The organism is Cupriavidus alkaliphilus (assembly GCF_900094595.1).
In the GTDB taxonomy this organism is placed as follows: domain Bacteria; phylum Pseudomonadota; class Gammaproteobacteria; order Burkholderiales; family Burkholderiaceae; genus Cupriavidus; species Cupriavidus alkaliphilus.
Window position 1 is genome coordinate 263501 of the sequence record NZ_FMAD01000001.1, and the last position, 20192, is coordinate 283692.

Here is a 20192-nt window from a genome sequence, read left to right on the forward strand (position 1 = left end):
AATTCGGTTGGCGCGCGGCCGGCTGTGGCCGGCGGGCGCGCGTGAAGGCTGGGGCAGGCGGCGTGCGAACCGGGCCCGCGCAGCGGGGTGCGGGGCGCCGGCCGCTACCTAATTCGGTCGGTGGCCGAGGTGGCGAAATCGCGGCCGCCGCTGGCTTCCGCCGCCGCCGCGGCGCCTGGCGCCGTCAGGCCGAAGAAGGCGCGCGCATCGGCGCTGTCCTTGGCGATCGCGGCGGTGAGTTCATCCAGGGAGTCGAAGCGCGCCTCGTCGCGCAGCTTCTTCATGAATTCGACCCGCACCAGCTTGCCGTACAGGCTTTCATTGAAATCGAACAGGTGGACTTCCAGCAGCACCCGGCCGGCGTCCTCGATGGTGGGGCGCACGCCGATGCTGGCCACGCCGGGCAGCGGATGCTCGGCGATGCCGTGCACCTGCACCACGAAGATGCCGCTGACCGCGGGCCGCTTGTGCGAAATGCGCAGGTTCAGCGTCGGGAAGCCGAGGTCGCGGCCCAGCTTGCGGCCGTGGATCACGTGGCCGCTGATGGCGTAGCCGTGGCCGAGCAGGTGCCGCGCGTGCTCCAGGTCGCCATCGGCCAGTGCCTGGCGTACCGCCGAGCTGGAAATGCGGATGCCCCCTTCGGACACCGAGCCCATCTGCTCGACATCGAAGCCGTAGCGGCGCCCCGCCTCCTGCAGGTAGGCAAAATCGCCGGCGCGCCTGGCGCCGAAGCGGAAATCGTCGCCGACCAGCAGCCAGCGGGTATGCAGGCCATGCCAGAGCACGTTCTCGACGAATTCCTGCGGCGACTGGCCGGCAAAGTGGGCGTTGAAGTGTTCCACCACCACGCGATCCACGCCGTTGCGGCGCAGGCTTTCCAGCTTGTCGCGCAGCAGCGCGATGCGGGTGGGGGCCTTGTCCGGCGTGAAGAATTCGCGTGGATGCGGCTCGAAGGTCATCACGCACAGCGGCAGGCCGCGCGCATCCGCCGCCGCGCGCGCGCGCGCAAGCAGCGACTGGTGGCCGCGATGCACACCGTCGAAATTGCCGATGGTGAGCGCGCAGGGCGCCCGGCTTTCGGCGTTGGGCAGGCCGCGGAAGACTTTCACGGGGACGGCGGGAAACGATTCGGGTAAAGCGAGCATTATAAGGCGAATGGGTCGGCTTGCCGCTGCCGCCGCCCCCGGCCGGTCCCCGCGCTGCGGCTTTTGTGCCGCAACCGGCCCTCCCGCCATGGCGCGATGCTACAAAAGGCGGCATGATAGGCGCCACTTTGGCTCACTACGGGACTGCTGCGGCACGCCGCGCGGCATGCCCGGCCTTACGCCCATTCCTGATTCCCAGTTGAAAGCGCTGACCTATCGGTTCTTTTCCCGGCTCCTGCCCCGGGGCCTGCCTCAGCCGAGCGCCCAGCTCGACGTCGAGACGCGCGCCAAGCTGATGGCGATCGTGCACAAGAATGCGCCAACCGCCATCGTCGCTTCGGTGCTGCTGCCCGCGCTGACCACCCTCGGCTTCTGGAACGACGTCAGCCGTGGCGCGCTGCTGGGCTGGTGCGCGGTGATGCTGCTGCTCACGGCGGGCGGGCTGTGGTTCTACATCGGCTACCAGCGCGACCACGCCCTGATGAGCCGTTCCGCGCATACGCACAAGTGGTGGAACAATATGCGCGCGGTCGCTTTCCTGACCGGCGTGACCTGGGGCAGCTCGGCGCTGCTGCATTTGTATACAGCCTCGCCGGTGTTCTCCAGCGTGCTGTACCTGCTCACCCTCGGCGTGCTGGCCGGCGGCGCGGTGTCGCAGGCGCCGGTGCCGTCGAACCTGGTCTACGCCGGCGTGCCGATCATGGTGCCGAACCTCCTGATGGCGGAATTCGCCTTTCCCGGCCATGGCGTCTATGTGCAGGGCCTGCTGGCAATCTACGCGCTGATGCTGTCGCGCCACGCCTTCAACCTGCAGGTGACGCTGGTGCGCGCGATCCAGCTGGAGGGCGACAGCCGGCGCCTGGCCAAGCAGTTTCAGGACGAGAAGGAGCGGGCCCTGCATGCCAGCGAAGAGAAGTCGCGCTTCCTGGCCGCGGCCAGCCATGACCTGCGCCAGCCGGTGCATGCGCTGGTGATGCTGGTCGAGGCGCTGCGCGCGCGCAACCAGTCAAGCGCGCTGCATCCGCTGGTGGAGCAGGTGGCGGCGGGCACGCAGACCATCGATCTGCTGTTCCGCTCGCTGCTGGACCTGTCCAAGCTGGAAGGACGCAAGGTCCTGCCGACGCTGGAGCCCTGCGAGCTGGGCGCGCTGATCCGCGACGTGATGAGCCAGTTTGCCGCCGACGCGCGCGAAAACGGGCTGACCCTGACCCCGCGCGTGCCGGACGAGTTGTACGCGATGGCCGAGCCGGTGCTGCTGCGCCGGGCCTTGTTCAACCTGGTGCAGAACGCGCTGCGCTATACCCAGCGCGGCGGCGTGCTGGTGACCGCGCGCCAGCGCCGCAAGCACGTGCGGCTGGAGGTGTGGGACACCGGCGCCGGCGTCACGCCCGAGCATCTGCCGGACATCTTCTCGCCCTACTACCAGGTCCACAACCCGCAGCGGGACCCGTCGCAGGGCCTGGGCCTGGGGCTGGCGATCTTCAAGGAATGCGTGCGACTGATGCGCGGCACCTATGGCGTGCGTTCGGTGCCGGGCAAGGGCTCGGTGTTCTGGTTCGCGCTGGCGCCGGTGCCGGCCGAGACCGTCGCCAGCGTGCGCGAGATGCGCGCCATGGCGCAGGCCGAGGAGGCCAAGCCCGATCGCCTGCGGGGCACGGTGCTGGTGGTCGACGACGACAGCCAGATCCGCAAGGCCTGGATCGCGCTGATGGAGGCGTGGGGTATTCGCGTGGCCTGCGCCGCGCACGGTGCCGAGGCCGACAAGCTGTTCGCCCAGGGCCTGCGCCCGGACATCATCTTCTGCGACCTGCGCCTGCCCGGCAGCGAGAACGGCCTGGATTTGCTCGAGCGCTGGCAGAACACGCAGCCGCAGGCGCGCAGCGCATTGCTGACGGGGGATTTGAAGTCAGCCGCGCTGGCGGCGGCGGAAGAGGCGGGCTATTTCGTGCTGCCCAAGCCGGTGGACCCGGCCTCGCTGCGGCTGCTGCTGCGGCGCTGGCTGCGGCCGGCCTAGCGCGGCGGGCGCGCCCAGGCAGGCTGCGGGGAAGGTGGCTCGCCTTACTGGCGCAGCCGGAACCGTTCCATGCGCGACATCACCTGCATGCGGGTGCGCACGCCCAGGCGCTGCAAGATGGCGGACACGTGTTCCTTGACGGTGTTCTCGGTCAGCCCGAGCCGCCGCGCGATCACCTTGTTGGGCAGGCCTTCCAGCACCAGCGCCAGCACCGAACCCTGGCGCGGCGTCAGGCCCAGTTCGGCGGGCGTGACCGGAATGCCGTGGGCCGGGCCGAACGACTGCGCGCGCCCGTTGAGGGCTTCGTCGGTGGGGAAGGCGGTGTCGCCGGCCAGCACCTTGCGCACCGCGGCGGTGAAGGCATTGGCGTCCAGGTGCTTGCCGACGAAGCCGCATGCCGACAGCGCGCGGGCGCGGCCGACGATTTCAGGGGTGGCCTCGGCCGACATGAAGATAAAGCGCGCGCCCGGGATGACGGTCTTGAAGGTCTGCATGGCATCGAAGCCGGTACCGTCGTTCAGCCAGATATCGAGCAGCACGATATCGGGGCGCAAGCCTTGCTGCAGGCTGGCCAGGGCCTCGCGGGCGCTGCCGGCGGCATGGACTGCCACATCCGGCATGACTTCGGCCAGGAAGGCGGTGGTCCCTGACAAGGCCATAGGATGATCATCGACCACCAACAACGTCGGTGCAGCGTTCGACATGCGAATTCCCGTTCAAATATCCCGTTTCGTCCTTGTTGTCACCTCTCCGGAAAACCTGAGTCATGCACAGGAATGGCGCGTGGACGTAGGGCCCACTCTAGCAGAGGGGGCGAAGCGTCACAATCCATCAATCGGGTTATAGGGCTTCGCTACCACAGGCCAGGAAACCGGCGCCTGTCCGGATCTCGTGAATTAAGCACGTACTGGTTTGGCTTTACCGGAGTTTAGCGCCTCGCCTTGGTAGAATTGCGCGATGAAAAAAATTGTCATCTTGATTTCCGGGCGAGGCTCCAATATGGAAGCCATCGTCCGTGCCTGCGCGGACGGGGGCTGGCCCGCCCGGGTGGCGGCGGTGCTGTCGAACCGGCCGGACGCCGCGGGCTTGCAGTTTGCGCGCCAGCAAGGCATTGAAACCGGCGTGGTCGACCATCGCCAGTATCCCGACCGGGCCGCCTTCGACGCGGCGCTGGCCGAGGCCATCGATGCCCATGCCCCCGATCTGGTGGTGCTGGCGGGTTTCATGCGTATACTCACGCCCGGCTTTGTCGACCGCTACGCGGGCCGGCTGCTGAATATCCATCCGTCGCTGCTGCCGTGCTTCCCCGGCCTGAATACCCACCAGCAGGCGCTGGATGCCGGTGTCAAGCTGCATGGCGCGACCGTGCATTTCGTGACCCCGGAGCTGGACCATGGCCCGATCGTGATCCAGGCCGCGCTCGACGTGCTGCCGGCGGATACGCCCGCGACCCTGGCCGAGCGCCTGCTTGCGTGCGAGCACGTGATTTACCCCCGCGCCGTGCAGTGGTTCGTCGAGGACCGGCTGCAGCTGCACAATGGCGTGGTCAACGTTATCAACCCGGCCGAACCGCAATTGCTGATGGCCATCTCCGCCGCGACCCCGGCGGCAGGAGTCCAGGCATGAGCCGTACCCAGGCAGGAAACCGTTCCCCGCGCGGCGAGGGCCGCGCCCCCGCGCGCAGCAAGGGCAAGAGCAGCCCGATCCGCAAGTCGCCCAATGCCGGCGGTGCCAACGGCGCACCTACGCGCACCCATGGCGGCCTGCATGCCACCCACATCCAGCATATCGATCGCCTGCTGGGCAAGGTCATGCTGTTCGCGCGGCCCGCCGATGCGGTGGTCAGCTACTACTTCCGCGAAAACGCCAAGCTCGGCCACCGCGAGCGCGGCATCATTGCCGAAGCGATCTACGCGGTGCTGCGCCGGCGCGTCGAGTTTGCGCAGTTTGCCGAGAGCGGCACCGGCGCGGCCTCGCGTCGCCTGGCGCTGCTGGGGCTGGCGGCGACGCTGGGCCGCGATGCGCTGTCGCCGTTCCTGTATCCCGACGAAGCCGCGTGGCTGGACCGCCTGACCACCATCGAGCGCTCCAGCCTGGCCCCTCGCGTGCGCGCCAACCTGCCCGAGTGGCTGTACGACGAACTGGTGCGCCAGCATGGCGAGGCCTTTGCCGCGGCGCTGGGCGATGCCTGGCTGCGCCCGGCGCCGCTGGACCTGCGCGTCAACCTGGGCAAGACCAGCCGCGAGGATGCGCTGGCCGAGCTGCAGGCCGCGGGCCTTGGCGCCGAGCCCACGCCGATGGCGCCGGCCGGCATCCGCATGACCGGCAAGCCGGCGCTGAACCAGCTGCCGATCTTCGTCAACGGCCTGGTCGAGGTGCAGGACGAAGGCAGCCAGCTGCTGTGCAGCCTGGTGGCGCCGCGACGCGGCGAGATGGTGGTCGACTTCTGCGCCGGCGCGGGCGGCAAGACCCTGGCGCTGGGCGCGGCAATGCGCTCGACCGGCCGGCTCTATGCCTTCGACGTATCGGAAAAGCGCCTGGCCAACCTGAAGCCGCGGCTGGCGCGCAGCGGCCTGTCGAATGTCCATCCGGTGCTGATCGACTCCGAACGCGACGCCAAGATCAAGCGCCTGGCCGGCAAGGCCGACCGCGTGCTGGTGGACGCGCCGTGCAGCGGCCTGGGCACGCTGCGCCGCAATCCCGACCTGAAGTGGCGGCAATCGCCGGAGTCGGTACTGGAACTGACCGCCAAGCAGACCGCGATCCTGGACTCCGCGGCGCGCCTGGTGAAGGGCGGCGGCCGCGTGGTGTACGCGACCTGCAGCGTGCTGGAAGCCGAGAACGAGCAGATCGTGCGCGATTTCCTCGCCGCGCACCCGAACTTCCGCCTGGTGCCGGCCGCCGAAGTGCTGGCCGACCAGAAGATCGAAGTGCCGGGCCTGCCGGACAACGGCATGTTCGCCTTGTATCCCCACCTGCACCAGACCGATGGCTTCTTTGCCGCGGTGCTGGAACGCACCAGCTGATCGCGGTTTGCAGCCGCGCCGCCCGCGCCGCGCGGGCGGCCCACACTGAATCTGCACCATGAACGGTGAAACCCTGTCCGACCTCGGCGGCCTGAAGGACCTGAAGGCCTCGCATTCGATGTTCGGCAAGATGCTGGACGACCTGATCCGCGATGCCGGCGGTCCCGGCTTCTTCTGGCAATGGCTGGTGCTGGCCGGCTGCCTGCTGGTGGCCTGGCCGCTGGCACGCTTCGTGGTGCGGCGGCTGGAGGCACGCTATGAAGGCTCGAGCTTCTCGGTGCGCTTCGCCGCCGCCAGCCTTGAGCGCGCCATGTTCCCGCTGGCCGGCTGGGCGCTGGTGCTGGTGGCCCGCTTTGCGCTGGCGCCGCTGATCCCGGTCAGTGTGCTGCGCCTGGCGCTGGTGCCGCTGTTCGGCATCACCGCGCTGAATTTCACCTTCTATGTGTTGCGCCGCGTGATGTCCGGCAGTGGCCAGCTGCACGGCATGCTGCTGCTGGTGGAGAAGGTGCTGACCACGCTGGTCTGGGTGGGCATGGCCCTGTACGTGCTGGGCGTGCTCGGCGACGTGGTGGGCTGGATGGAGAGCGTGCGCTTCTCCATCGGCGGCAAGCAGAAGATCAGCGTGGCCGAGACCCTGATGGCGGTGGTCTGGATCCTGCTGACGGTGCTGGTGGCGCTGTGGTTCGGCTCGTGGCTGGAAGAGCGGCTGATGCGGTCGGCCAACCTCGACGGCAATCTGAAGGTGGTGCTGACGCGGATTTCCAAGGCCTTGCTGCTGCTGGTATCGCTGCTGCTGAGCCTGTCGCTGGTGGGCATCGACCTGACCGTGCTGTCGGTCTTCGGCGGCGCGCTGGGCGTAGGCCTGGGGCTGGGTTTGCAGAAGATCGCCAGCAATTACATCTCGGGCTTCATTATCCTGCTGGACCGCTCGGTCAAGCTCGGCGACCAGATCACGGTGGACAAGTACACCGGCATCGTGTCGCAGATCCGCACCCGCTACACCGTGGTGCGCAATGGCGACGGCGAGACGCTGGTGCCGAACGAGCAGCTGGTGGCGCAGTCGGTGCAGAACCATTCGTTCTCGAATACCAACGTGCGCGTGGCGACACGCGTGCAGGCCGACTACAGCGCCGACCCCGAAACCGTGATCGCGCTGCTGACCGAATGCGTGCGCACACTGCCGCGCGTGCTGCCCGACCCCGAGCCGGCCGCTTTCCTGGTGCTGTTCGCCGACAGCGGCATCGAGTACGAAGTCGCGGTCTTCGTGGCGGATCCGCAGAACGGCAAGCTCGGCGTGCAATCGGCGATGAACCGCGCGATCTGGCGCACGCTGCGTGAGCACGGCATCTCCATCCCGTACCCGCAGCGCGAGTTGCGTGTGATGCATGAGACGCTGCCTGCGGGCCCAGGCGGGCCAAAGGCGAGTACATTGCCAGAGGCAGCAAACGCCTCCTGAGCGCCCCGGACAAAGGGGAGCGCCGCGCGGGCGACGAATGCGCCACCCGTGGAACGAAAACCGTTGCGCCCCGTCCAAATCCGGGAAATAGCGTATGCTTGCGCCCTCGGCGATCCGGTAGAATGCCGGGTTGTCGCGGGTTGAGACATCCCGCTCCCACATCAGACAGCCGCCAGATTGCAGCGGCTCGTACCCGGCTCGCTACATGAGCCGCTAGCCACGGCCGGCGCCGCGCGTGCCTGCCCTGGGGGAGCCCGGAGCGACTTCGGGTCCCGTGGCAAGCGCCAGACAGCTATCGCAATCAATAGATTCGCAGCTATTTTTTCTGCGCTTAGTGTGTACCGGCCCAGCCGGCTTGCACGGGAAAGTCCCTGTTTAACCGACGGAGAACAGTTTGTTCGACACTATTCTTGACTGGGCCGCCAACGGCCTTGCCAACTGGACCTGGTGGGAGATCGTCATCTACACGCTCGTGATGACGCATATCACGATCGCCGGCGTCACCATCTTTCTGCACCGCTGCATGGCGCACCGGTCGCTGGATCTGCACCCCATCGCGCAACACTTCTTTCGCTTCTGGCTGTGGCTGACCACGGGCATGGTCACGCGCGAGTGGACCGCCATCCACCGCAAGCACCACGCCAAGTGCGAAACCGAAGACGATCCGCACAGCCCGCAGACCCGCGGCATCCGCAAGGTGCTGCTGGAAGGCGCCGAGCTGTATCGTGCCGAGGCCAAGAACAAGGAAACCATCGCCAAGTTCAGCCATGGCTGCCCCAATGACTGGATCGAGCGCAACCTGTACTCGCGCTTCACCTGGCAGGGCGTGGGCCTGATGCTGATCATCGACCTGGCGCTGTTCGGCGTGATCGGCATGTCCGTGTGGGCGGTGCAGATGCTGTGGATCCCGATCCACGCCGCCGGCATCATCAATGGCCTGGGCCACTGGTGGGGCTACCGCAACTACGATTGCGAGGACGCATCGACCAACGTGTCGCCGTGGGGCCTGATCATCGGCGGCGAAGAACTGCACAACAACCACCACACCTATCCGACCTCGGCCAAGTTCTCGATCAAGTGGTATGAGTTCGACGTGGGCTGGGGCTATATCCGCGCGATGCAGGCGGTCGGCCTGGCCAAGGTCAAGAAGATCCCGCCCAAGGCGCGCCTGGTCGAGGCCCGTCCGGTCGACCACAATACGCTGGAAGCCATCATCGCCAACCGCTATGACGTGATGGCGCGCTACGCCAAGGCCGTCAAGGGCGCGTTCCGCCAGGAACTGGAAAAGCTCAAGGAAGGCCGCGTTGCCGAGTACCGCAGCTTCAAGCCCGCCAGCAAGTGGTTCCACCGCGAGGAAACCAAGCTGGCCGCGCAGCAGCGCGAGCAGCTGGCGAGCATCGTCGAGCAGAACAAGGCGCTGCAGACCTTCGTCGAAATGCGCCGTGAACTGGCCGCCATCTGGGGCCGGTCCAACCTGACGCGCGAGCAGCTGCTGCAGCAGCTGCAGGCCTGGTGCCACCGTGCCGAGGCCAGCGGTATCCAGGCGTTGCACGATTTCTCGCTGCGCCTGCGCCGCTACGCCTGATACAATTCGGCCGCGCCGTATGGTTTGACAAAGCCCCGCCCATGGCGGGGCTTTTGTTTTAGATAAACTCCCCCATGTTCTGGCCGGCCGCACCCTGTTGGCGGAGGTCTAGAGGAGTACCCGGAGATGACCCCACAATCGATCAAGACCGTCGAGTTCGAGAAGCCGAACCTGGCGGGTGCCGAAAACGCCGCTGGCGCCAGCTGCGTGGCCCATGCTTGGGCCAAGGTGCCGCCGGTGCTGTCGCCCGATGAACGCCAGTCGCTGAAGGCGCGTATCCGCCGCTTGCTGAAGGAACGCAACGCGGTGCTGGTGGCGCACTACTACGTCGACGCCGACCTGCAGGACCTCGCCGAAGAAACCGGCGGCTGCGTCTCCGACTCACTCGAAATGGCTCGCTTCGGCCGCGACCACGAAGCCAGTACGCTGGTCGTGGCCGGCGTGCGCTTCATGGGCGAGACCGCCAAGATCCTCAGCCCGGAGAAGACCGTGCTGATGCCGGACCTGGATGCGACCTGCTCGCTCGACCTGGGCTGCCCGGCCGACGAGTTCGCCGCCTTCTGCGATGCGCACCCGGACCGCACCGTGGTGGTCTACGCCAACACCAGCGCCGCGGTGAAGGCGCGCGCGGACTGGATGGTCACGTCGAGCATCGGCCTGAAGATCGTCGAGCACCTGCACGCGCAGGGCAAGAAGATCCTGTGGGCACCCGACAAGCACCTGGGCAGCTATATCCAGAAGCAGACCGGCGCCGACATGCTGCTGTGGCAGGGCTCGTGCCTGGTGCACGACGAGTTCAAGGGCATCGAGCTGGACCTGCTGCGTCGCGAATTCCCCAACGCCAAGATCCTGGTGCACCCGGAATCGCCGGAGAACGTGGTGGCGCAGGCCGACGTGGTCGGTTCCACCTCGCAGCTGATCGAGGCCGCGCAGAAGCTGGACGCGACCGAATTCATCGTCGCCACCGACAACGGCATCCTGCACAAGATGCGCATGGCCGCGCCGGGCAAGCACTTCATCGAGGCGCCGACCGCCGGCAACAGCGCCACCTGCAAGAGCTGCGCGCATTGCCCGTGGATGGCGATGAACGCGCTGACCAACCTCGCCGAGGTGCTGGAGACGGGCCGCAACGAGGTCCACGTCGACCCGGCCATCGGCGTCAAGGCGGTGACCTGCATCAACCGCATGCTCGACTTCGCCGCCGCGCAGAAGCGCAACGTGCGTCCGTCATCCGACCTGGCGCAGGAACAGGCGCTGTTCCAGGGGATTGGCCCGGCATGAGTGTGAATCCGATTTTCGAAAGCTATGGCGCGGCGCTGCAGGCAGCGTTGCAAGCCAATGTGCAGGCAGCCATCGCCGAGGATGTCGGCAGCGGCGACCTGACCGGCCTGCTGGTGCCGGCGGACAAGGCAGCGCACGCGCGCGTGATCGTGCGCGAGTCGGCGGTGCTGTGTGGACAGCCGTGGTTCGACGCGTGCATGCGTGCGGTCGACCCGGCGCTGGAAGTGCGCTGGCTGCAGGAAGAGGGCGCGCGCATGGCACCAGATTCCGTGGTGTGCGAGATCACCGGCCCGGCGCGTTCGCTGCTGACCGCCGAGCGCCCGTCGCTGAATTTCCTGCAGCTGCTGTCCGGCGTGGCCACCGCCACGCGCCGCTACGCCGACCTGATCGCCGGCACCCGTGCGCGCGTGCTCGACACGCGCAAGACGTTGCCCGGGCTGCGCCTGGCGCAGAAGTACGCGGTGCGCATCGGCGGCGGCGACAACCAGCGCCTGGCGCTGTACGACGGCATCCTGATCAAGGAGAACCATATCGCCGCGGCCGGCAGCATCGGCGCGGCGATGCGGGCGGCGCTGGCGCTCGATACGCAGGCGTCGGTGCAGATCGAGGTCGAGAGCCTGGCCGAACTGGAAGAAGCGCTGGCGGCCGGTGCCACATCGGTGCTGATCGACAACTTCACCGTGCCGATGATGCACGACGCCGTGAAGATCAACCAGGGCAGGGCGCTGCTGGAAGTGTCGGGTGGTGTCAATGCCGACACCATCCGCACCTTTGCCGAAACCGGCGTCGACCGGATCTCGGTGGGCGCGCTGACCAAGGATGTGCGCGCGACGGATTACTCGCTGCGGATCATCGGCTGAGGCTTGTTCCGGCCAAATGAAAAACGGGGTGGGCCATGCGGCGCCACCCCGTTTTGCTTGGCAAGCGCGCCGTCAACGCTTGCGGCCCGCAGGCGGCTGCATCACCGTCGGCAGCGCCTTGGGCAGCGCCTCCGGATAGTCCCGGCTGAAATGCAGGCCGCGGCTTTCATGGCGCGAGTAGGCGCTGTCGACGATCAGCGAGGCCACCTCCACCAGGTTGCGCAGTTCTAGCAGGTCGCGCGTGACGCGGAAATTGGCGTAATACTCGGCAATCTCTTCGCGCAGCAGCACGATGCGGTGCTGCGCCCGCTCCAGGCGCTTGCTGGTGCGCACGATGCCGACGTAGTTCCACATCATGCGGCGCAGCTCGTCCCAGTTGTGCGACACCACGACTTCTTCGTCGGCATCGGAAACGCGGCTCTCGTCCCACGCCGGCAGCGTGATGCTGGGCGCGCCGGCCTTGTCCTGCGAGGCGATGTCTTCCGCGGCGGCGCGGCCGATCACCATGCATTCGAGCAGCGAGTTCGAGGCCAGCCGGTTGGCGCCGTGCAGGCCGGTGCAGGCGGTCTCGCCCACGGCATAGAGGTTGCCGATATCGGTGCGGCCCATGGTGTCCGTGACCACGCCGCCGCAGGTGTAGTGCGCGGCCGGCACGACCGGGATCGGCTCGCGCGTGATATCGATGCCCAGTTCCAGGCAGCGCGCATGTATGGTCGGGAAATGTTCTTTCAGGAAGGCCTCGGGCTGGTGCGTGATATCGAGATAGACGCAATCCAGTCCGCGCTTCTTCATTTCGAAGTCGATGGCGCGCGCGACCACGTCGCGCGGTGCCAGTTCGGCGCGCGCATCGTGCTCGGGCATGAAGCGCGTGCCGTCGGGCAGCTTGAGCAGGCCGCCTTCGCCGCGCACCGCTTCGGAGATCAGGAAGGACTTGGCGTAAGGGTGGTACAGGCAAGTCGGGTGGAACTGGATGAACTCCATGTTCGAGACCCGGCAGCCCGCGCGCCAGGCCATGGCGATGCCGTCGCCGGTGGCCGTGTCAGGATTGGTGGTGTAGAGGTAGACCTTGCCGGCGCCGCCGGCAGCCAGCACGGTGTGCGTGGCGGTGACGGTGTGGACCGCGCCGGTGCGGTCGTCCAGCACGTAGAGGCCATAGCAGCGGTTGCCCGGCAGCCCCATCTTGCGAGACGTGATCAGGTCGATCGCGAAGTGGTCTTCCAGGATGGTGATGTTCGGGTGCTGCGTGGCCTGCTGCAGCAGCGTGCTGACCACCGCATGGCCGGTGGCGTCGGCGGCGTGGATGATGCGCCGGCGGCTGTGGCCGCCTTCGCGCGTCAGGTGGAAGCCCAGCTCGGCCTGCGCGTCGCGGGTGAACGGCACGCCGCGGTCGATCAGCCACTGGATGGCCTCGCGCCCATGCTCCACGATAAAGCGCGTGGCCTCTTCATCGCACAGCCCCGCACCGGCAACGAGCGTGTCCTGGGTGTGCTCGTCGTGGCTGTCGCCGGAATCCAGCACCGCGGCGATGCCGCCTTGCGCCCAGTCGCTGGCACCCTGGGTCATGGCGCGCTTGCTGAGGATGGCCACCCGATGGGTGTCGGCCAGTTGCAATGCGACCGTAAGGCCGGCCAGGCCGCTGCCGACGATGGCGACGTCGAAATTCATGGTGCAAGGAGAGCGCCGGCAGGGCGCTTGGCAGATTGGGGGAAACGGCAAAGTCTACACCCGGCGCGCCATCCCGTGCATCAATGCGCAGGGCCAAGGTGCAAACGGTGGGCAATATCGACGGGCAACAAAAAGCCCCGCTGCAGGGCGGGGCTTTCTGGTGGGAGACCGGATCAATTACTTGATCTTGGTTTCCTTGTAAGCGACGTGCTTGCGGGCGACGGGATCGAACTTCATGATCTCCATCTTTTCCGGCATGGTGCGCTTGTTCTTGGTGGTGGTGTAGAAGTGACCGGTACCTGCGGTCGATTCCAGCTTGATCTTGTCGCGGCCGCCCTTGCTTGCCATGATGTACTCCTAATTAGACTTCGCCGCGTGCGCGCAGGTCGGCGAGCACGGAGTCGATGCCTTTCTTGTCGATCAGGCGCAGGCCGGCGTTCGAGACGCGCAGGCTCACCCAGCGGTTTTCGGATTCAACGAAGAAACGACGATTCTGCAGGTTGGGCAGAAAACGGCGCTTGGTCTTGTTGTTTGCGTGGGAAACGTTGTTGCCGACCATCGGCGCTTTCCCGGTCACTTGACAGACGCGTGCCATGAAGCACTCCTAAATCTTCTATTCGTGGACAATGTTCGCAACAGATCAACAAAAGGCGCGCGGGCCCGGACTGCAGCGGTTGAGACTTCAGCAAAACGGGCATTATAGACCGGATTCCCCCGGCGAATCAATGCTTTCTGTGCTCTGCCGGAGCCGGGTGTTGCGCTCCGGGCATGTCGTGGCGTAGGCATCACAGCCCGGGCAGGCGCTCGCAGGATTCCGCCAGCGAGCGGATGTCGTGCCCCGCCACGATGAAGTGGTCGAGCAGCCGCACATCGATCAGGTCGAGCGTGCGCGCCAGTTCGCGCGTCAGGTGGATGTCGCTCTGGCTGGGCTCGGTGGTGCCGCGCGGATGGTTGTGGGCGACGATGATGCCGGCGGCATTGTGGGCCAGGGCCTGGCGCGCGACCTCGCGCGGATAGACCGAGGTCCGCGTCAGCGTGCCGCGGAACAGCTCCTCGCTGGCGAGCATGCGGTTGCCCGGATCCAGGAACAGGCACATGAAGACCTCATGCTGCAGCGGTGCCAGGGTCAGGCGCAGGTAGCCGCGCACCGACTCCGGCGAGTCGAAGCCGGCGGGCAGGCGCAGCGACTCGGCCAGCGCGCGCCGCGCCAGCTCCGGGATGGCCTGCAGCTGGGCGAACTTCGCGGTGCCCATGCCTCGGACGCGGGTCAGGGCGTTCCCCTCGGCCGCGAACAGGGCGGTCAGCGAGCCAAAGCGGTGCAGCAGCTCGCGTGCCAGGTCCACGGCACTTTTGCCCGCCGCACCCACGCGCAGCAGGACGGCCAATAGTTCGGCATCAGACAGGGCGGCAGCGCCGCTTTCCAGCAGTTTCTCGCGGGGCCGCTCGCAGGCGGGCCATTTGGCAATGGTCATGGGCATCCAGGGTAGTCGCGTCGGGAACAGGGCCTGCGGCCCTGGGGCGGCGGGCTAGGGGCCAGTCGAATACAATACGGGTTGTTCCTTGGTTGATCACCCATGAATTTGCAAACTTTCGCGTCGGAAGCCGACGGCGGCACGGCTGGCCGCAAGACTGTCCAGGCCGACTCCTTCCTGACCCTGCACTACAGCATCGCGCTCGAGAACGGCACCGAGGTCGTCAGCACGTTCGAAGAAAAGCCCGCCACGCTGCTGCTGGGCCAGGGCCAGTTCGCGCCGACGCTCGAGCAGGCGCTGCTGGGCATGCCCGAAGGCGAGCGCATGACCTACCGGCTGGCGCCGGAGCAGGCCTTCGGCCCGCGCAACGCCGAACTGCTGCAGTGGGTGTCGCTGGCCACGCTGCGCGAGAACAGCTCGTTCGAAGAGGACTACAGCCCGGGTGACCTGGTCGAGTTCAACGCGCCCGGCGGCGGCAAGTACGCCGGCGTGCTCAAGGAGATCGGCGAGACCGCCGCGTTGTTCGACTTCAACCATCCGCTGGCTGGGCAGACCATCCTGTTCGACGTGCAGCTGATCGGCATTCTCTGAACGTCGCCACGTCGAACCTGTCCGGATACCGCAGCATGCCCGACCTGACCCCCGCCCCCGACGCAGAAATCCTGATGGCCCAGCCGCGCGGCTTCTGCGCCGGCGTGGACCGCGCCATCGAGATCGTCGAGCGCGCGCTCGAGCGCTTCGGCGCCCCCATCTACGTCCGCCATGAAATCGTCCACAACGCCTATGTAGTGGCCGACCTGCGCCGCAAGGGCGCGGTGTTCGTGGGCGAGCTCGACGAGGTGCCGGCCGGCGCCACCGTCATCTTCAGCGCCCATGGCGTGTCGCGCGAAGTGCGCGAAGACGCCGCCCGGCGCGGCCTGCACGTCTTCGATGCGACTTGCCCGCTGGTGACCAAGGTGCATGTCGAAGTCAGCAAGCTGCGCGCGCAGGGCTGCGAGATCGTGATGATCGGCCATCGCGGCCACCCCGAGGTCGAGGGCACCATGGGCCAGGCCAACGGCGGCATGGTGCTGGTCGAGTCGGTCGGCGATGTCGAGACGCTGCAGATCGCCGATCCGTCGCGGCTGGCCTACGTCACCCAGACCACGCTGTCGGTGGACGAGACCCGCGAGATCGTGGCCGCGCTCAAGGCCCGCTTCCCCGAGATCCGCGAGCCCAAGAAGCAGGACATCTGCTATGCCACGCAAAACCGCCAGGACGCGGTGAAGTTCATGGCGCCGCAGGTGGAAGTGGTGATCGTGGTCGGCAGTCCCAACAGTTCCAACTCCAACCGCCTGCGCGAGCTGGCCGAGCGCCTGGGCGTGCCGGCCTATATGGTGGACGCGCCCGAGCAGGTGCGGCCCGAGTGGGTCGCCGGCAAGCGCCGCATCGGCCTGACCGCCGGGGCCTCGGCGCCGGAAGCACTGGCCCAGTCCATCGTCGAGCGCCTGCGCGAACTTGGAGCGCGCCAGGTGCGTCCGCTCGACGGCATCGAGGAAAACATGGCGTTCCCGTTGCCGCGCGGGCTGCTGCCCACCAGCGCGGCCGCCTGAGCGCGGCGCGGGTTCGCCCGCCGCTTGAATGCCTGGCCTGATAAAGGGGCGCCGCTGATGCGGCGCCCCTTTTTGTTTCTGGCCTCTGCCGACCCGGGAATAATGCGCGCTGCTGGTGCCGGGGTGCCCGCGATTCGTGCCGGGCGCTAATCAGGGTAATCCCCGAAGCTGGGGTTTTCCCTATTATGGTGCGGCGCTACATTCTGCACATTAGAGAGAAGCACCACTCTAGTTAAATGAAACGCCTAATTAATAATGGTGCATTATGGGTGGTGCCGGCGCTGCTTCCTTGCCGCCTGGGGCGTCGCAGGCACGGTTCTTGTAAGAAGGAGGGGCGGCCGCGTCATGTGGGCGGGAATTGCCGCAATCTGTGCATTGGGGAAATTCCCTAGCTCAAATGCGCGGTAAATCGTAAAGGATGTTGCGTCGCGTATTGCATCGACTAAGAAAGGGGATACAATGCGCGCGTTTCAAATTGAAACTAAACAACGGCGGTCCAGGGAAACGTCCGGGAGGCGTTGCAAATCCCTGTTTTTGTGAATCCTAGGAGATCACTCATGCAAATCACGTTTGCCAAGATTCTGCCGATCGCGGCCGCAGTGGCGCTGGTCGCAGCTTGCGGCAAGAAGGAAGAAAAGCCGGCGGATCCGGCCTCTTCGGCGCCGGCGGCAGCGGCTCCCGCAGCGCCTGCGGCCGGTGGCGGCGAGACCGTCGTCAAGATCGGCCACGCGGCCCCGCTGACCGGCGGCATCGCGCACCTTGGCAAGGACAACGAAAACGGCGCCCGCCTGGCCGTGGAAGAAGTCAACAAGTCCGGCCTGGAAGTCGGTGGCAAGAAGATCAAGCTGGAACTGGTCGGCGAAGACGATGCCGCCGATCCGAAGACCGGCACCTCCGTGGCGCAGAAGCTGGTCGACGCCAAGGTCGTGGCCGTGGTCGGCCACCTGAACTCGGGCGTGTCGATCCCGGCGTCGAAGATCTACAGCGATGCCGGCATCGTTCAGATCTCGCCGTCGTCGACCAACCCGGACTACACCAAGCAGGGCTTCAAGACCACCTACCGCGTGGTCGCCACCGATGCCCAGCAAGGCCCGGCGCTGGCCAACTACGCCGCCAAGACCCTGAACGCCAAGAGCGTGGCGATCGTCGACGACGCCACTGCCTACGGCAAGGGCCTGGCCGACGAGTTCGAGAAGACCGCCAAGGCGGCCGGCGTGAACGTGGTGGCGCGTGAAGCCACCAACGACAAGGCCACCGACTTCAAGGCCATTCTGACCAAGATCAAGGGCAAGAAGCCGGACGTGATCATGTACGGCGGCATGGACGCCACCGGCGGCCCGTTCGCCAAGCAGGCCAAGGAACTGGGCATTGGCGCCAAGATCGTCGGCGGCGATGGCGTCTGTACCGACAAGGTGGCCGAGCTGGCCGGCGATGCCGTGACCAACATCATCTGCTCGGAAGCTGGCCTGGCCCTGTCGAAGATGGAGACGGGTGCCGACTTCAACAAGCGCTACCAGGCACGCTTCAACGCACCGGTGCAGATCTACGCACCGTTCACGTATGACGCGGTGATGGTCGTCGTCGATGCCATGAAGCGCGCCAACTCGGCCGAACCGGCTGCCATCCTGGCTGAAATGCCCAAGACCAACTACAAGGGCGTGATCGGCAACATCGCCTTCGACGAGAAGGGCGACATGAAGGAAGGCACCATCACGCTGTACGAGTACAAGGACAAGAAGAAGTCCGTCCTCGACGTCGTGAAGATGTAATCTGGGCTTACCGGCCCATCCGAACGGCACCGTGAGTATTTTGCGGTGCCGTTCTTTTTAGCCTCGCCTAATGTAGAAGCATCCTTACCATGGATGGAGCAGGGCAGGCCGCTCACCAGCAAACCAACCACCGCAACGTTACCCATCACACACCATGGTCCCCCCGGCATCCACACCATGCCGTAAGGTCAGGGACTGAAGCAGGAGTTTTCATGGATATCCTTATCCAGCAGATCGTGAACGGTCTGGTGCTCGGCAGCATCTATGCGCTGATCGCACTGGGCTACACCATGGTCTACGGCATTCTCGGCATCATCAACTTCGCCCACGGCGATGTGCTGATGATCGGCGCGCTGACCGCCCTGTCAGCCATCCTCGGATTGCAAAAGTTCGCTCCCGGCCTGCCTGAATGGCTGACGCTGGTGATCGCCACGCTGATCGCCATGCCGGTCTGCGCGATCCTGTCGTATTCGATCGAGCGGGTCGCCTACCGGCCCTTGCGCAATGCGCCACGACTGGCCCCGCTGATCACCGCGATCGGGGTTTCCATCATCCTCCAGACGATGGGCATGCTGATCTGGTCGCGCAACCCGCTGACGTTCCCGCAGCTGCTGCCCTCGGAGCCCATCGACATCGGCGCCACCGGCGCCACCATCACCGGCAAGGAAATGGTCATCATTGGCCTGGCCGTGATGGTCATGTCGGGCCTGCTTGCGCTGGTGAACCGCACCAAGCTCGGCCGCGCCATGCGCGCCACCGCCGAGAACCAGAAGGTCGCCGGCCTGATGGGCGTGAACCCCAATTTCGTCATCTCCGCCACCTTCATGATCGGCGCCACGCTGGCGGCGCTGGCCGGCGTGATGATGGCCACCAACTACGGCAACGCCCACTTCTACATGGGCTTTATCCCGGGCCTGAAGGCGTTCACCGCCGCGGTGCTGGGCGGCATCGGCAACCTGGCGGGCGCCATGGTCGGCGGCATGCTGCTGGGCCTGATCGAGGCGCTGGGTGCCGGCTATATCGGCGACCTGACCAATGGCGTGTTCGGCTCGAACTACCAGGACGTCTTCGCCTTTATCGTACTGATCACTGTGCTCGTCTTCCGTCCGTCCGGCATCATGGGCGAACGCGTGGCCGACCGCGCCTGAGGAGAGCGAATCCATGAATACCCCGATTCCATCCGCAGCCGCCGTCGCCGCACCGTCGAAGGTGCCGGCCAAGACCCTGGCCGCATTGATTGGCTTTTTGGTGGTTGCGCTGTGCGCGCCGTTTATCGTCCAGACCCTGGGCGGCAACTACTGGGTCCGCGTGCTGGACTTTGCGCTGCTGTACATCATGCTGGCGCTGGGCCTGAACATCGTGGTCGGCTTTGCCGGCCTGCTTGACCTGGGCTATATCGCGTTCTACGCGGTGGGCGCCTACATGATGGCGCTGCTGGGCTCGCCGCACCTGGCGAACCAGTTCGAGTGGATCCAGCAACTGTTCCCCACCGGCATCCACCTGTCTATGTGGTTTGTATTGCCTCTGGCAATCCTGGTGGCCGCGACCTTTGGCGTATTGCTGGGGGCGCCGACGCTCAAGCTGCGTGGCGACTATCTCGCCATCGTGACGCTGGGCTTCGGCGAGATCATCCGTATCTTCATGAACAACCTGGACCGCCCGGTGAACATCACCAATGGTCCCAAGGGGATCACGGCGGTGGACCCGGTGCATATCTTCGGCTTCGACTTCTCGAAATCGCATGAGATTTTCGGAATGAAGTTCACGCCGGTGTTCATGTACTACTACCTGCTGGTGTTCCTGGTCATCGTGATCGTGTTCGTGTGCCTGCGCCTGCAGACCTCGCGCATCGGCCGCGCCTGGGTCGCCATCCGCGAGGATGAAATCGCGGCCAAGGCCATGGGCATCAACACCCGCAACATGAAGCTGCTGGCATTTGCCATGGGCGCGTCCTTCGGCGGCGCCTCCGGCGCGGTGTTCGGCGCGTTCCAGGGCTTCGTGTCGCCGGAATCGTTCACGCTGTGGGAATCGATCTACGTGCTGGCGATCGTGGTGCTGGGCGGCATGGGCCATATCCCGGGCGTGATCCTGGGCGGCGTGCTGCTGGTGGGCTTCCAGGAGCTGCTGCGCGTGGTGGCCGAGCCGATGCAGACCGGCCTGTTCGGCCATGTGATCGTCGACGCCGAGGTGCTGCGCCAGCTGCTGTTCGGCCTGGCCCTGGTCGGCGTGATGCTGTACCGCCCGGCAGGCATCTGGCCGTCGCCGCGCAAGGAAGACCGCCCGGTGGTGCGCCGCGCGGGCAATATCGGCCGTCTGTAAACCGGAGG

General features: G+C 66.3%; 18 protein-coding genes. 12 read left to right on the forward strand and 6 right to left on the reverse strand.

Features of this window, described 5'->3' with window-relative positions; all coding sequences use genetic code 11:
• Positions 1 to 104 precede the first annotated feature (104 nt).
• A complete protein-coding gene (locus tag GA0116996_RS01235; RefSeq protein WP_092306556.1) occupies positions 105 to 1109 on the reverse strand; it encodes a bifunctional riboflavin kinase/FAD synthetase in 1005 nt (334 codons plus the stop codon).
• Positions 1110 to 1344: 235 nt separating this feature from the next.
• Between GA0116996_RS01235 and GA0116996_RS01240 the strand changes: the two genes are divergently transcribed.
• Positions 1345 to 3159 carry a hybrid sensor histidine kinase/response regulator gene (locus GA0116996_RS01240; RefSeq protein WP_092306558.1) on the forward strand — a complete coding sequence of 605 codons (1815 nt, stop codon included), beginning with the start codon at positions 1345 to 1347 and terminating at the stop codon, positions 3157 to 3159.
• A 44-nt stretch (positions 3160 to 3203) separates the two neighbouring features.
• Here GA0116996_RS01240 and GA0116996_RS01245 read toward each other — a convergent pair whose 3' ends face one another.
• Positions 3204 to 3863: a response regulator gene (locus tag GA0116996_RS01245; protein ID WP_012353747.1), complete on the reverse strand. Its 660-nt coding sequence runs from the start codon at positions 3861 to 3863 to the stop codon at positions 3204 to 3206.
• A gap of 253 nt (positions 3864 to 4116) precedes the next feature.
• On the opposite strand from GA0116996_RS01245, the gene purN reads away from it, so the two are divergent.
• The 6 genes from purN to nadC all read left to right on the forward strand — a co-directional run bounded on the left by purN (position 4117) and on the right by nadC (position 11367).
• A complete protein-coding gene (gene purN, locus GA0116996_RS01250; RefSeq protein ID WP_092306560.1) occupies positions 4117 to 4785 on the forward strand; it encodes a phosphoribosylglycinamide formyltransferase in 669 nt (222 codons plus the stop codon).
• Positions 4782 to 6185: an RsmB/NOP family class I SAM-dependent RNA methyltransferase gene (locus GA0116996_RS01255; protein ID WP_092306562.1), complete on the forward strand. Its 1404-nt coding sequence runs from the start codon at positions 4782 to 4784 to the stop codon at positions 6183 to 6185. Before purN ends, GA0116996_RS01255 begins: the two co-directional genes overlap by 4 nt.
• Positions 6186 to 6243: 58 nt before the next feature.
• Positions 6244 to 7641, forward strand: coding sequence for a mechanosensitive ion channel family protein (locus GA0116996_RS01260; protein ID WP_092306564.1), 1398 nt, complete (start codon positions 6244 to 6246; stop codon positions 7639 to 7641).
• Between the two features lie 394 nt (positions 7642 to 8035).
• Positions 8036 to 9226 (forward strand): DesA family fatty acid desaturase, encoded by a 1191-nt coding sequence (locus GA0116996_RS01265; protein ID WP_092306566.1) that lies wholly within the window; start codon positions 8036 to 8038, stop codon positions 9224 to 9226.
• Between the two features lie 126 nt (positions 9227 to 9352).
• Positions 9353 to 10507, forward strand: a complete 1155-nt coding sequence (nadA, locus tag GA0116996_RS01270) for a quinolinate synthase NadA (protein ID WP_092306568.1) — start codon at positions 9353 to 9355, stop codon at positions 10505 to 10507.
• The gene (gene nadC, locus GA0116996_RS01275; RefSeq protein ID WP_092306570.1) at positions 10504 to 11367 is read left to right on the forward strand and encodes a carboxylating nicotinate-nucleotide diphosphorylase; all 864 of its coding nucleotides are present in this window, start codon (positions 10504 to 10506) and stop codon (positions 11365 to 11367) included. Before nadA ends, nadC begins: the two co-directional genes overlap by 4 nt.
• A 72-nt stretch (positions 11368 to 11439) precedes the next feature.
• Here nadC and nadB read toward each other — a convergent pair whose 3' ends face one another.
• The 4 genes from nadB to radC all read right to left on the reverse strand — a co-directional run bounded on the left by nadB (position 11440) and on the right by radC (position 14504).
• Positions 11440 to 13032, reverse strand: a complete 1593-nt coding sequence (gene nadB / locus GA0116996_RS01280; protein WP_092306572.1) for an L-aspartate oxidase — start codon at positions 13030 to 13032, stop codon at positions 11440 to 11442.
• Between the two features lie 177 nt (positions 13033 to 13209).
• Positions 13210 to 13380 carry a 50S ribosomal protein L33 gene (rpmG, locus tag GA0116996_RS01285; protein WP_010814980.1) on the reverse strand — a complete coding sequence of 57 codons (171 nt, stop codon included), beginning with the start codon at positions 13378 to 13380 and terminating at the stop codon, positions 13210 to 13212.
• A 13-nt stretch (positions 13381 to 13393) separates the two neighbouring features.
• Complete coding sequence (rpmB, locus tag GA0116996_RS01290) at positions 13394 to 13627, reverse strand: 50S ribosomal protein L28 (RefSeq protein WP_006575661.1); 234 nt, start codon at positions 13625 to 13627, stop codon at positions 13394 to 13396.
• Positions 13628 to 13817: 190 nt separating this feature from the next.
• Entirely contained in the window at positions 13818 to 14504 is a 687-nt protein-coding gene (gene radC, locus GA0116996_RS01295) for a RadC family protein (protein WP_092306574.1), read from the reverse strand.
• Positions 14505 to 14606: 102 nt separating this feature from the next.
• Here radC and GA0116996_RS01300 point away from each other — a divergent pair, with 102 nt between their 5' ends.
• The 5 genes from GA0116996_RS01300 to GA0116996_RS01320 all read left to right on the forward strand — a co-directional run bounded on the left by GA0116996_RS01300 (position 14607) and on the right by GA0116996_RS01320 (position 20184).
• Positions 14607 to 15095 carry an FKBP-type peptidyl-prolyl cis-trans isomerase gene (locus tag GA0116996_RS01300; RefSeq protein ID WP_012353738.1) on the forward strand — a complete coding sequence of 163 codons (489 nt, stop codon included), beginning with the start codon at positions 14607 to 14609 and terminating at the stop codon, positions 15093 to 15095.
• A 35-nt stretch (positions 15096 to 15130) separates the two neighbouring features.
• The gene (gene ispH, locus GA0116996_RS01305; protein WP_092306576.1) at positions 15131 to 16096 is read left to right on the forward strand and encodes a 4-hydroxy-3-methylbut-2-enyl diphosphate reductase; all 966 of its coding nucleotides are present in this window, start codon (positions 15131 to 15133) and stop codon (positions 16094 to 16096) included.
• A gap of 557 nt (positions 16097 to 16653) precedes the next feature.
• Positions 16654 to 17865: a branched-chain amino acid ABC transporter substrate-binding protein gene (locus GA0116996_RS01310; RefSeq protein WP_092306578.1), complete on the forward strand. Its 1212-nt coding sequence runs from the start codon at positions 16654 to 16656 to the stop codon at positions 17863 to 17865.
• A gap of 212 nt (positions 17866 to 18077) precedes the next feature.
• On the forward strand, positions 18078 to 19013 hold the full coding sequence (locus GA0116996_RS01315) for a branched-chain amino acid ABC transporter permease (RefSeq protein ID WP_092306580.1): 936 nt from the start codon (positions 18078 to 18080) through the stop codon (positions 19011 to 19013).
• Between the two features lie 13 nt (positions 19014 to 19026).
• Complete coding sequence (locus GA0116996_RS01320; RefSeq protein WP_092306582.1) at positions 19027 to 20184, forward strand: ABC transporter permease subunit; 1158 nt, start codon at positions 19027 to 19029, stop codon at positions 20182 to 20184.
• Positions 20185 to 20192 lie beyond the last annotated feature (8 nt).